Annotated in this window: 5 protein-coding genes; 3 read left to right on the forward strand and 2 right to left on the reverse strand. The window is 65.0% G+C overall.

The features are described 5' to 3' along the window. Positions 1 to 2 precede the first annotated feature (2 nt). A complete protein-coding gene (locus DWV48_RS08815) occupies positions 3 to 884 on the reverse strand; it encodes a methylenetetrahydrofolate reductase (RefSeq protein WP_118654426.1) in 882 nt (293 codons plus the stop codon). Between the two features lie 311 nt (positions 885 to 1,195). Here DWV48_RS08815 and DWV48_RS08820 point away from each other — a divergent pair, with 311 nt between their 5' ends. From DWV48_RS08820 to DWV48_RS09535, 3 genes are all read left to right on the forward strand, one after another. Then, positions 1,196 to 6,658 (forward strand): sugar-binding domain-containing protein, encoded by a 5,463-nt coding sequence (locus DWV48_RS08820; protein ID WP_118654427.1) that lies wholly within the window; start codon positions 1,196 to 1,198, stop codon positions 6,656 to 6,658. A 104-nt stretch (positions 6,659 to 6,762) separates the two neighbouring features. Then, the gene (locus DWV48_RS08825; RefSeq protein ID WP_118654428.1) at positions 6,763 to 12,207 is read left to right on the forward strand and encodes a glycoside hydrolase N-terminal domain-containing protein; all 5,445 of its coding nucleotides are present in this window, start codon (positions 6,763 to 6,765) and stop codon (positions 12,205 to 12,207) included. A 353-nt stretch (positions 12,208 to 12,560) separates the two neighbouring features. Next, on the forward strand, positions 12,561 to 13,037 hold the full coding sequence (locus DWV48_RS09535; protein ID WP_369834854.1) for a glutamine synthetase III: 477 nt from the start codon (positions 12,561 to 12,563) through the stop codon (positions 13,035 to 13,037). Here DWV48_RS09535 and DWV48_RS08835 read toward each other — a convergent pair. Beyond that, a partial coding sequence (locus DWV48_RS08835; protein WP_147352857.1) for a glutamate synthase subunit beta occupies positions 12,976 to 14,290 on the reverse strand: 1,315 nt, incomplete at its 5' end. The genes DWV48_RS09535 and DWV48_RS08835 overlap by 62 nt on opposite strands.

A 14,290-nucleotide genomic window follows, 5' to 3' on the forward strand; every position in this document is an offset into this window, starting at 1 on the left:
GGCTAGCGGGTCTCTTGACGAAGGGCACTCATAGCGGCACGGGCGACGCTCGGTCGGTTCATGGTGTAGATGTGCAGGCCGTCCACGCCGTGGTCGGCGAGGTCCTCAAGCTGGCGGCACGCATATTCGATGCCGGCGGCACGCAGGCTGTCCGGATCGTCTTCAAAACGCGCGAGCAGTTTGATAACGGGAGAGGGAAGCGAGGCGCCGCACATGAACACCATGCGGCTGATCTGCTGCTTTCCCATGAAGGGCATGATTCCGGCGGTGATGGGGACGGTGATGCCCGCGGAGTCCGCAAGCTCGCGGAAGCGATAGAAGTAATCGTTGTCGAAAAAGAGCTGCGTCACGAAGAAGCTCGCTCCCGCATCCTGCTTTTGCTTGAGATGGCGCATGGAGCGCGCGAGGTCGTCGCATTCCAGGTGGCCTTCCGGATACGCCGCCGCGCCGACGCAAAAGCCCGCCTCGACGAGCGGCGGGATGATGTCCTTCGCATAGCGGAAATCGGCGCAGCCCGGGCCGGTCGGGGCTCCTTCGGGGACATCCCCGCGCAGCGCGAGCACGTTTTCCACACCCGCCGCGCGCATCTCGTCGATCTTCGCGGCGAGGTCCGCGCGCTTGAGCGAGATGCAGGTGAGGTGGGCGACCGAGGGGATAGCGAGTTCCGTATCGATCATCTGGGCGATCTGCGTGGTGGCGGCGTTGTTGCCCGATCCTCCAGCCGAATAGGTGACGCTGATGAAGTCGGGCCCCAGGGGCGCGAAGGAGGCGGCGACTTCTCGAGCTCGCTCGAGCGTGAGCTCGCCTTTGGGCGGAAACATCTCGAACGAGACGGGGAGCCTGCGGAGCCGCTGCGCCGTTTCGAAGATATCGGATATATACATGGTGAGCCTTCCCCTTGCAATGGTAGCGATTCACTATAGCGCAGCGGAGCGCTGGTGGGCGGGAGGGGCATCCACGATATATATTGGTTACGAAGGATGCCGCGCGCAGCCAGCTTTGATTGCCGCTGTGCTCACCATAATCTAACTGGTATTTTGTGTGTAATGCCAATCTTGCCCCGCATAACCGTTCACCGTTCGATGGCGCACGCTGGCGGCTCCGCCGGGAAGCGGACGGTATAAAACTGACATGCTGTACCTCATATATGGCGAAGCTATGCGTCGACATCGGGTCGACGATAGAAGGAGGTTGCATGAGTACATTGCACACCCAAAGCCGCCCCGGGAAGGGAGCGCACCGTACGCGTACGAAGCGCGTGCTGTGCGCGGCGCTGGTGGGCGCTTTGGCGCGTGGCGCTCCTGCGGTGTCGGCGGTCGCGGCGGGGCTGGGTCCCTCGCTGCGTTCGCAGTCGACGACGCAGATGAGTTCCAAGCCCGAGGTCGTCTACATCAACAGCGTGACCGATCCGGCTCAGCGCGTGCAGGGGTTCAACGAGAACTGGAAGTTCAAGTTGGGCGAGGTCTCGGGTGCAAACACCGAGGCGTTCGACGATTCCTCGTGGGATGTCGTCGACCTGCCGCATGATTACAGCATCGACCAGGATTACACCAAGACCGGCGAGGCGGAGAGCGCCTACAAGCCGGGCGGTATCGGCTGGTACCGCAAATCCTTCGAGGTGGGCAACGACCTTGCCGGCAAGCAGGTCCGCATCGACTTCGACGGCGTCTACATGGACGCGACCGTTTACATCAACGGCCAGGAGCTGGGCAGCCATCCGTACGGTTACACGCCCTTCTCCTTCGATCTCACGCCCTATCTCAAGGTGGGCGAGCAGAATGTCATCGCCGTTCGCGTGAACAACCAGATCCCGTCGTCCCGCTGGTACTCCGGTTCCGGTATGGGCCGCGACGTCGACCTGGTCGTGACCGACCCCGTCCACGTTGCCAAGGACGGCGTTCAGGTGACCACCCCGCAGCTGGAGTCCCAGAAGGGCGGCAACGTCACCACGCATCTGAAGACCTCCGTTGCCAACGCGGGCAAGTCCGAGGCCGCGGTGACCCTCGTCCAGACCGTGTTCAAGCGCGGTGAGAGCGTCGAGCAGGCCATCGGCACCCAGACCACGCAGGTCACGGTTGCCGCTGGCGAGACGAAGGCCGTCGAGGCCGACCTCACAGCGACCAAGCCCGAGCTGTGGGGCACGGATAGCCCGGTGCTCTACACCGTGCGCACGCAGGTAAAGATGGGCGACAAGGTTATCGACACCTACGATACCGATTTCGGCTACCGCTTCTTCAAGTTCGACGCCGCCAAGGGCTTCTCGCTCAACGGCGAGTCCATGAAGATCAAGGGCGTGTGCATGCATCACGACCAGGGCGCCCTGGGCTCCGTCTCGACGCGCGATGCGCTCGAGCGCCAGGTGAAGCTCCTGAAGGAGATGGGCTGCAACTCCATCCGCACATCGCACAACACGCCGGCCCGCGAGTTGGTCGAGATCTGCAACGAGCAGGGCATGCTGCTCGACCTCGAGTTCTTCGATGGCTGGACGTCGCAGAAGAACGGCAACTCCAAGGACTACGCTCGCTTCTTCAACAAGGCCATGGGTGAGTCCGAGCTCATCGGCGCCTCCGCGGACAAGACCTGGGCGCAGTTCGATCTCGAGCAGAGCATCGCGCGCGACTACAACGCGCCCGCGATCATCATGTGGTCCATCGGTAACGAGATGACCGAGGGTACCGGTGGCATCTCCAACTTCAACCAGGTGCAGCAGAACCTGATCGATTGGGTCAAGGCCGTCGATACCACGCGCCCCGTCACCACGGGCGACAACCAGTACAAGAACAATGGCAGCACCACGCTGAACCCGCAGGGCATCGCGAACGCCAAGGGCATCGTCGGCCTCAACTACGCCGACGGCAACGTGTATGACAAGGCTCATCGCGAGCATAGCGATTGGATCTTGATCGGTTCCGAGACCGCTTCCGCCATCAACAGCCGCGGCATCTACAACACGCATGGTCAGGATGGCAGCGCCCAGCAGCTCACCGCTTACGATTACAGCGCGGTCGGCTGGGGCCACGTGGCCTCGAAGGCTTGGTACGATGTGCTCACCCGCGACTTCATGTCCGGCGAGTACGTGTGGACCGGCTTCGATTACCTGGGCGAGCCCACGCCGTGGAACGGTACGGACTCCGGTGCCAAGGGCACCTGGCCGTCTCCGAAGAACTCCTACTTCGGCATCATCGATACCGCCGGCCTTCCCAAGGACTCCTACTATCTGTATCAGAGCCTGTGGAACGAGGACGTCAACACCCTGCACATGCTGCCCGCATGGAACAGTGATGTGGTGAAGAAGGACGGCCAGAACAAGGTCGATGTCGCGGTGTACACCGATGCAGCAGCCGTCGAGCTGTTCTTCACGCCGAAGGGTTCCACCGAGCGCCAGTCGCTGGGTAAGAAGGCCTTCACGACCAAGACCACCGAGGGCGGCGTTTCCTATCAGATCTACGAGGGCGATGGCGCCTACACCGGTAACGATATCCATCGCAACCTGTACCTCACCTGGAAGGTCCCCTATGCCGACGGCACCATCACCGCCGAGGCATACAACGCCAAGGGCGAGAAGATCGACACCTCGACGTGGCAGGGTCGCCAGAGCGTGACCACCACCGGCAAGGCCGCGAAGCTCAAGGCCGAGGTCAATCGCGAGGGCATGACCGCGAACGGTACCGACCTCGCATACGTTACCGTGAGCGTGACCGATGCCGAGGGCAACGTCATTCCCAACGCGACCAACAACGTGACGTTCAAGGTGACCGGCTCGGGTAGCCTCGCCGGCATCGACAACGGCAGCTCGCCCGACCATCAGTCTTATCGCGATGACAACCGCGATGCGTTCTCCGGCCAGCTGGTGGGTATCGTGCGCGCGGGCGAGAAGGCTGGCGATGCCACCGTTACGGTGAGCGCCGATGGCCTCGAGTCCACCACCATCACGATCCCCGTCGCCGCCTCCTCGGATGCTCCCGAGGCGAAGACGGCCGACAGCCTGTACTTCGCGCGCTACCACTACGTGAAGACGGGCTCCGCGCTCGAGCTTCCCGCCGCCGTTCAGGTGCGCTATAGCGACGGCGCGTCTGAGAACAAGGCTGTTACCTGGGATAACGTTCCTGCTGATAAGCTGGCGACCCCCGGCAGCTTCACCGTAAGCGGTACGGTCGCCGATACGCCCGTTCGCGCTACCGCCGTGGTCACGGTCGTCGACGATATCGCTGCGCTGCTCAACTACTCCACCACCGTGAGCAAGGGCGCCGAGCCCGTGCTGCCCGATAGCCTCCCGGCCGTTATGGCGGACGGCACCGTGCTCAACGCCAATTTCCCGGTGACGTGGAGCGCTGCCGAGGACGGCGCGTACGACAAGGCGGGCACCGTGATGCTTGCCGGCACGTCCAACGTGTTCGGCAAAGATGTCACCGTTACCGCTTCGATCCGCGTCCAGGAGGAGACCATCACCATCGGCGGCAACATCGCCAAGGATGCGATGAAGATTACGCAGAGCGTGCCCGAGGGCAAGCAGAGCGATACGCTGATGGCGATCGTAGACGGCAAGACCGAGCCCGGTGCGAATACCGGCGGCGGTGCAAATCCCACGCTGTGGTCCAACTATGATTATTCTCAGGATGGCAACAAGACCGCGCAGGTTACCTTCGAATATGCAACTCAGCAGCGTTTCGGCCAGTTCAAGGTGACCTTTGCCAAGGACAGCTGGTCCGCTCGCTTCCCCGATGACAACGCGACGAAGTTCGAGGTGTCTGAGAACGGTAAGGATTGGACGCCGCTGACCGTTACCGAGACGCGCGCGGATGCCCAGGGCAATGCTCGCCTCTACACTTATGACTTCGCTCCCGTCACGGCGACCTTCGTCCGCATGACGGTGACGAACGCCGACGTGCAGACCGGCACTACTGCAAAGCCCTGCACCGCGATCACCGAGGTCGAGCTGAATACCGCTCAGGGTAGCTTCGTGACGAACGCGACCGCGAAGCTCGCCTCGCTCAAGGTGAACGGCACCGCCGTGCCGGACTCCGCCCTGAAGCAGGGTGGCTATAACACGCCCGCCGAGACCGCTAAGGTCGAGCCGGTCGCCGCCGATAACGCCGCCGTGACCGTGCTCCCCGCGCACGACGACAAGGTCCTGATCATCATCGAGTCCGAGGACCACAAGACCCGCAGTACCTTCACCGTCAACCTCGGTGCCCCCGAGACGATGGATCCCGCCGACGATTCGCGCGACTATCCGGTCGACAAGATCGTCAATACGGAGACCGGCAGCGTGCATGAGCCCGCTTCGGGCAACGAGGGTCCGCTGTCCTTCGCCTTCGATAAGAACAACGAAACCTACTATCACTCCCACTGGACCGCGACCACGCTCGACAACCTGTGGGTAACCATGGAGCTCGAGGAGCCCACCGCCATCGACGGTCTGCGCTATCTGCCGCGTCCTGCCAGCAGCGGTAGCCACAACGGCACCTTGTTCGGCGCCAAGCTCCAGTACAGCGAGGACGGCAAGACCTGGAAGGACGCCGGAACCGCAACCTGGCTTTCTCCCGAGGATGCCGACTACACGCGCGATTGGAAGCTGCTCCAGCTCGCCAAGCCCGTGACGGCCAAGTACTTCCGCCTGCAGGCTACGGCCACCTATGCCGACGGCGGCCGTAACAATGCGTTCCTGAGCGCCGCCGAGCTGCGCTTGACGAAGGCGAAGAGCACGACGACCGACATCGCCAGCGATGCCGTCTCCATCGAGGTTCCCGCTTCCGTTACCGTCGACCGTGTCGACGCCGAGCATCCCGTGGATGCCTCCGTGGTATCCGTCGTGGTCAAGCATGGCGAGAAGACCTTGGAGAACGGCGTGGATTACACGCTCGAGTTCGCCGACAACACCGCTGCCGGCACCGGCAAGGTGACCGTCAAGGGTATGGGCAAGTACGCCGGCTCTGTCGAGCGCACCTTCGAGATCAAGGTTGCCGAGCCCGTGCTCGAGGGCATCGCCATCAAATCGGCTCCCTCGAAGACCACGTACAAGGTCGGCGAGAAGCTCGAGCCCGCAGGCTTGGTGCTGATGCTGAGCTACTCCAATGGAGACGCCGTCGATGTTGAGTACGGCGCCGATACTGCTGCGGCGTTCGCGTTCACGCCGGGTCTGGACGAGGCTTTCGCCGAGGAAGCCGCCGCGCTCGAGGTAACCGTTGCCTACGAGGGCAAGACGGCTGTGTTCGACGTTCGCGTCGAGAAGGCCGCCGAGCCCGAGCCCGAGCCCGAACCCGAGCCCGAGCCCGAACCGGAGCCCGAGCCTGGCGTCAACTACGCCGGCAAGCTCAAGGAGCTGCTGGCGAACAACGCGAACCTGGTCGAGTCTGATTACAAGCCCGAGGCCTGGGACCGCTTCGTCGCCGCCCGCGACGCCGCGCAGGCTTTGCTCGGCAGCGGATCGGCTACCGACGAGCAGCTCAAGGATGCTTTCAACGAGCTGAACGCGGCTGTGAAGGGCCTGCTGGAGAACCCCTCCGACAAGCCGGCTACCGGTGACAAACCCGCCGCGGGCGACAAGCCCGGTGCGGGCGGTGGCCTGGCGCAGACGGGTGATCCCGCCGGCATTGCCGCCGTCATCGCCATGGGTGGTGCCACAGCCATCGCTGCAGCCCGCCGCCGTCGTCGCTAAACGACGATCATGCAACGGGGGAGGGCGCAACCGCGCTTTCCCCCGCTTTTTATTCAGAGCCCCCTGCCTCAAGCAGCTGGGGGAGCGAAAGGTTGGACAGGGTCATGAAGATGACACGAATGATTAAGGGGGCGAAGTTTCCCCTGAAGGCGGCGACCGCGGTGATCCTAGCGGCGACCGTGGCGCTTCCGGGTGTCGGTTGGGCAGCGTCTCGCAATGCCGACGCGTCCGACGTCACGGTGAATGCCGTGACCGTCGGCAACCCCTTGAGGCTTCGCTATGACGAAGCCGCGTCGGCCGCCGGCGATGCAGCGGGCGATGTGTGGCAGAAGCGCACGCTGCCCATCGGCAACGGCGACATGGGCGCGAACGTGTACGGCGAGGTGCAGACCGAGCACCTCACCTTTAATGAGAAGACGCTGTGGACCGGTGGTCCGAGTGATTCCCGCAAGAACTACAACGGCGGCAACAACGTCTCGAAGGGTGCCAACGGCGCTACGATCAAGCGCATCCAGCAGCTCTTCTCCGAGGGCAAGAACACCGAGGCCGCCAATATGTGCGACCAGCTCATCGGTGACCAGGAAGGCTACGGCGCCTATCAGGCCTGGGGCGACATCTACTTGAAGTACACCGACCTGGGCAATGGCTCCGCGTCCGATTACGAGCGCTCGCTGGATCTTACGACCGGTATCGCGGGCGTCGAGTTCGATGCGGGCGGCCGGCACATCGCGCGCGAGTTCTTCGCCAGCCATCCCGACAAGGTCGTCGTAGGCCGTCTCGAGGCGAGCGGCAAGGCAGGCGTCAACGTCGAGATCACCTTCCCGTCCAAGCAGGCGGGCGCCAAGGTCAGCGCATCGGGCAACCAGATCACCATGACCGGTGCGGTGCAGGATAACCAGCTCAAGTACGCTTCCGTGCTCAAGGTGGTGGCAAACGGCGGCAACGTGAAGGCCCAGGGCGACAAGCTCGTGGTCTCGGGTGCCGACGACCTTACGTTCTACGTTGCAGCGGCGACGGATTACAGGAATGATTATCCGGTCTATCGCACCGGTGAATCCGATGCCGAGCTCCTGGCGCGCGTGCAGAAGACGGCGGACGACGCCGTGGCGCGCGGCTACGACGCCGTCCGTGCCGACCACGTCGAGGACTTCTCCGCGCTCATGAACCGCGTGGACCTCGACCTGGGCTTTGACGGCGTGGTGTCCGAGCGCGCCACCGACGACCTGCTCACCGCGTATCGCAATAAGACCGCGACCACGGCCGAGCGCCGTCAGCTCGAGACCATGCTGTTCCAATACGGCCGCTATCTCACGCTGGGTTCTTCCCGCGAGGACTCGCAGCTGCCCAGTAACCTGCAGGGCGTGTGGAACAACGTCAACAACCCGCAGTGGGCGTCCGACTACCACATGAACGTCAACCTGCAGATGAACTACTGGCCCACGTACTCCACGAACCTCGCCGAGTGCGCCACGCCGCTGCTATCCTACGTGGATTCCCTGCGCGAGCCCGGTCGCGTGACCGCCGCCGTGTATGCAGGCGTCGAGACTCCCGAGGGCGACACCCAGGGGCAGGGCTTCATGGCCCATACGCAGAACACCCCGTTCGGCTGGACCTGCCCCGGCTGGTCCTTCCAATGGGGCTGGTCGCCCGCTGCTGTGCCCTGGATCCTTCAGAACACCTACGATGCCTACCGCTACAGCGGCGACCTCGAGCTCCTGAAGAACGACATCTACCCCGCCCTGCGCGAAGAGGCCCAGCTGTACAGCAAGACGCTCATCAAGGACGAGAACGGCAAGTACATCTCGTCTCCGGCGTACTCGCCCGAGCAGGGTCCGCGTACGGCGACGAACACCTACGAGCAGGTGCTCGTGTGGCAGCTCTTCCACGATGCCATCGAGGCCGGCAAGCTGGTGGGCGAGGATGAGGCGGTGCTCGCCGTATGGCAGGACCGTTTCGACAACCTGCGCACGCCCATCGAAATCGGTTCGGACGGCCAGATCAAGGAGTGGTACATCGAGGACGCGTACAACAAGGACGCTGATGGCAACACCTTGGGCGAGGGCTATGGCCACCGCCATCTCTCGCATATGCTCGGCCTGTTCCCCGGAACGCTCGTGTCCCAGGACACGCCCGAGTGGTTCCAGGCGGCGCACACGTCCATGAACCTGCGCACCGATTCCAGCACGGGCTGGGGCATGGGCCAGCGTATCAACACGTGGGCGCACCTGCGCGACGGCGACCGTGCGCTCAAGTTGATCGGCGACCTGTTCAACAGCGGTATCTATCCCAATCTGTGGGACACCCATCCGCCGTTCCAGATCGACGGCAACTTCGGTGCGACCTCCGGTATCGCCGAGATGCTGCTGCAGAGCTCCAACGGCTACATCGACCTGCTGCCTGCCCTGCCGAGCGAGTGGGATCACGGTAGCGTATCGGGCCTGGTGGCACGCGGCGACTTCGAGGTCGCGATGACGTGGGCTTCCGGTGCGCTGGTCACGGCCGATATCACGTCGAACAACGGCGGCGTGGCCACGGTGAACGTGCCCGATGCCGCGCTCGCCACCGTGACGGATGGCACGGGCGCCCCCGTGGCGTTCGCGGCGCTCTCCGCCGATCGCATCAGCTTCGATACCACCGCTGGCGGTACGTACCGGATCGCCCAGATTCCCGCTGTCGAGCGCCCCGCCGTGCCGCAGAACGTCGCCGTCGCCGCAACGGGCGAGGGCGAGGCTACGGTAACCTGGGATGCCGTGGCGGAGGGCGCCCTCTATACCGTCGAGCGCCGCGTCGACGGCGGCGACTGGACGGCCGTGGGCAACAGCGTGTCCACGACCACGTTCGCGGACGAGGCCTGCCCCGCGGGCTTTGGAACGGTTGAGTACCGCGTCCAGGCGATTCTTAACGGCCTGCGCGGTCCCGCCAGCGAAGCAGTCGCGCTGCCCGAGGCGCCCGCCGTGTGCGAGGTGCTCGGCCGCGTCGACGACCAAGACCCGCATGTGATCTACAGCGGCGCTTGGGCCAATTGGAACAACAGCACTGACGGCAACTACGGTGACACCATCAAGTACCTGCAGAATCCGACCGGCACCGAGACCGCGAGCCTCACGTTCCGCGGAACGGGCATCGAGGTCGTCACGGTGACGAACTACGACCGCGGCTACTACGAGGTGACCATCGACGGCAAGGTCGTGGCAGAGCGGGTCGACACCTACTCCGCGACGAGCGTGCGCCAGAAGACCGTCTACTCCAAGACGGGTCTCGAGCCCGGCGTGCACACGATCGTGCTGCGCGCGACGGGCACCAAGAACGCCTCGTCGTCCCTGGCCAAGGTGGAGCTCGATGCATTCAACGTGATCGATACGTCTGCCAAGCCGGTGACGGGCGTGACCGTGCGTTCGGAGAACGGCATGACGCTGCTGGCAAAAGACGGCTCGACGCTCCAGATGGTCGCGGACGTGAAGCCTGCCGACGCGCGCGTGCAGGACATCGCGTGGTCGGTTGCCACGAAGAGCGGTTCCGCCACGGGCACCATCTCCGAGGACGGTCTGCTCGCGGCGAGCGGCGAGGGCGTGCTTACGGTCACGGCTGCGTGCGGCGACATATCCGGCTCGCTCGATGTGACCCTGGCTCCTGCCGGGACCGTGTCCACCGCGGTCGAGGACTGCAAGGGCACGCCTCCCGTGGATGCAAAGGGCACCCTGAACGATGATGAGCACCTCACCTGGACGGGTGGCTGGTACAGCTGGGGCGAGGCCGGTCACCACGGCGGCTCCAAGGGCGAGAGCAACAACCTGGGCGATTCGGTGAGCCTGCGCTTCGAGGGCACGGGCATCCGCGTGTACTCGGCGTTGAACAACGATAACGTGGCCTTCAAGGTCGAGATCGACGGCGCCGTGGTGAACGAGGCCCTATCGCTGGGCGGCAATGACCAGAAGAACGTGAAGGTCTTCGAGAAGCTCGACCTCAAGAACGGCGAGCACACCATCAAGCTCACCTCCGTCGCGCGCGCGGGCGCCGGCCAGAGCAAGTCGAACGTCGACTGGTTCGAGATCATCGCGCCGAGCGACGCGGCAAACAAGATCGAGCTGCAGGCGCAGATCGAGGCGGGAGCGGGTCTGCTCGAGGGCGCCTACACCGCTGAGAGCTGGGACGTCTATAGCAAGGCGCTCGATGCTGCGGTGAAGGTCATGAACGACGTGAACGCCACGAGCGAGACGGCCGCCGAGCGCGCCGCATCGCTGAAGGAAGCGCGCGAGCAGCTCGTTTTGATCGACGATGCTTCCATCGAGTTTGACACCGAGGCGCATCTGGCATTTCCCGCGATCGAATCGCGCGCGGTGTGCGCGAGCTGGGACGCCGTTAAGGATGCCGCGACGTATCGGGTGCGCGTCTTTGCAGCCGATGCCGAGGGCGCGCCCACGGGCGACGCCCTGTCCGATATCGTGGTCGACGGCGCGCTCGCGCGCGTGAGCGGCCTCGATCCCGAGACGTCCTACGTCGTGCGTGTCGATGCACGCAACGAGGCGGGCCGCGTTATCAAGCGTATCGAGGGCGCGGTCGACACCCTGCCCGTCGCATCCGAGGATGCCCTTGAAGCCCCCACGGGCCTGGCGGTGCAGCCGAGCGAGACGAAGGGCGAGGCCGTGCTTTCGTGGAACGCCGTCGAGGGCGCTACGCGCTATCACGTATACGTGAACGGCGTGAAGAGCGCGGCGGTCGACACCGCGTCGGTCATGCTGTCCGGCCTGGTGAAGGACGGCGTGTACTCCGTCAAGCTCGTGGCGAGCAGCGACAGCGGCGCCACATCCCTGCCGGCATCCCTCGTGTTCACGTACGAGGGCGCCCAGGAGCCCGCCGTTGACTACGCGGGCAAGATTCGCGACCTGTTGGATGCGAACAAGAACCTGGTCGAGTCCGAGTACGAGGCGGCTGCTTGGAAGCAGTTCGCCGAGGCCCGCGATGCGGCTCAGAAGCTGCTCGACGACGACTCGGCAGACGAGAGCGCTCTGAAGGCGGCGTACGAGAAGCTGGTGGATGCGCTCGAGAATCTGGCGGACCATCCCGCCAAACCCGAGCCGGGTGTGGACTATGCCGAAATGATCCGCAAGGTTCTGGAGGAGAGCAAGGGCCTGGCCGAGGACGAGTACGAGCCCGAGGCGTGGACGCGTTTCGCTGCCGCCCGCAACGCGGCGCAGGCGCTGCTCGACGCGGGGTCGGATGACGCCGAGGCGCTGAAGGCCGCCTACGACGAGCTGCTCGCCTCCATCGCGAACCTCAAGGAGCATCCGGCGCCCGAGCCCGAACCCGAGCCCGAGCCCGAACCCGAGCCCGAGCCGAGCCCCGATCCCGATACCGGCGGCAACGGCGGCGGTAACGCCGACGGCAACGGTGGTAGCGCCGGTGGAAACAATGCCGGCGGCAACGCTGCATCGGGCGGTGGAGCAGGGTTCTCGAACGGTCTGGCCCAGACCGGCGACCCCGCATCCCTCGCCGTGGTGTTCACGGCGCTGGGTGCCGCGGCAATCGCTGCAGCGCGCCGCAAGCGCTAGGACGTCATGCCCGCGGTGCCGGCTGCCGGCTTGTGAAGCCGGTATGCGGATGCCCACGGATAAAGGACCAAGCGTGAAGGCCCCGTCGCATGGAGCGGCGGGGCCTTTTACTTTTGAAGGCCCGTCCGCCCAAAGGGCGTACGCCGGCGGAAGATTTGAGTTCCAACCGTGTTGTCAATTGTTGTTTGAGGATGGCTCCGCTATGCCTAGCTGCATGCTTCCCGCTGCGATCGCACCGGGGAGCGAGGTGTAGCGCCTGGCGCGAGGCAGCGCGGGGCGCGTCTGTATCGACCGACCATCTCGGGGCGGCGCCGCGGCGCCGCGGCTTTTTGACCTATGAAAGGGAGCGCCCTATGGCTGATCTTACCGAGCGTTTTGGAACCATGGTCTTCTCCGAGGACGAGATGAAGCGGTGGCTGCCCAAGGACGTGTACAAGAGGCTCGCCAAGACCATCGAGGAGGGCGAGTCGCTCGACCTCGATGTGGCGAACGCCGTGACGCACGCCATGAAGGAATGGGCGCTGCTGCACGGCGCCACGCACTACGCGCACTGGTTCCAGCCGCTCTCGGGTATCACGAGCGAGAAGTACAACAAGCTCATGAACATCGAGGCGACCACCATGGTGCGCGAGGCGCGCCGCGCCGTGGACGCGATGGAGGAGATCGTCGCCGCCGACTACTGGCCCGTTCCCACCTACGACGATATCCTGTTCTACGTGCAACCTCTCAGAAAGGGGACAGGCACTTTTCTGAGGTCGCGAGCTGAGGCTACAGCGCGAGCTCGCGGGCGACCTCGTCTGCACAGGCCAGGGCGTCGGCGATGGCGTTGACTACCAGTGAGGAGCCGGTGCGTGCATCGCCGCAGGCGAAGACCGCGGCCCCCGGCGCGCCCTGCGTCTTGGGGGCGCAACGGTGGGAAGCCCCCTCCATGACGGTCAGGGCGCGCCCCTGGTCGGAGACGAGCGCGCCGAAGGCGTCGAACGTGCTCGTCTCCGGTCCGGTGAACCCGCAGGCGATGAGCACCAGCTGTGCCGGGATCTCATGCTCGGATCCCTCGATACGGCGGGGGGTGCCGTCGCTCCAATCGAGGTTGGCGACGAGCAGCCCGCGCACGCCGCCCCGTTCGTCCGTGAGAACCTCGATCGTGTCGGCAGCCCACGTGCGCATCTCGGCGCCCATGAGTTCGATGGCCTCTTGCTGCCCGTAGTCGGTCTTCTTCACGTTGGGCCATTGCGGCCAGCCATTGCCCTCGCGCGGGCATGCGGGCGGCTCCGGCAGGAACTCGAGCTGGCGCACTGATTGCGCTCCCTGGCGCACGGCGGTGCCCACGCAGTCGTTGCCAGTGTCGCCGCCGCCGATCACGACGACGTCGAGACCGCGTGCCGATATGACGCTCGAGTCCGTATCGCCCGCGAGTACCGCGCGGGTCGCCGCCTCGAGGTAGTCGACGGCGTATACGACACCCGCCGCATCGGCGCCCGGGGATGCCAGGGGGCGCGGCGTACGCGCCCCGCATGCGAGGATGACGGCGTCCGACTCTTCGAGCAGCCCCTCGGCGACGTCTGCGCGAGAGGCGTCGACGCCCAGCCGGAATTCAATGCCCAGCGACTCCATGAGGTCCACACGGCGCTGGACGATCGACTTTTCGAGCTTCATGTTGGGGATTCCGTACATGAGCAGACCGCCGGCTCGGTCATCGCGCTCCACGATGGTCACGCGCGCGCCGCGCCGGGCGAGGTCCCACGCCGCCGCGAGCCCGGCGGGGCCGGATCCCACGACGGTGACGCGCGGCGCGTTCCTGCCAGGGGCGGGGAAGCGTGCGGGGCCGCCGTGCTCCCACTCCCAGTCGGAGATGGCGCGCTCGTTGTCGTGGATCGTGACGGGCTGGCCGTCGACGGTCCCGAGGTTGCACGCCGCCTCGCACAGGGCCGGGCATACGCGGCTCGTGAACTCGGGCAGGGGTGAGGTGAGCGCGAGGCGTTCGGCGGCGGCCTCCATACGTCCACGGTAGATGAGCTCGTTCCACTCGGGAATGAGGTTGTGCTGATGTGGCAACACCTTCTTGAACAAATCTACGAGAGGA

It is taken from the genome of Collinsella sp. AF08-23 (assembly GCF_003479805.1).
Lineage (GTDB): Bacteria > Actinomycetota > Coriobacteriia > Coriobacteriales > Coriobacteriaceae > Collinsella.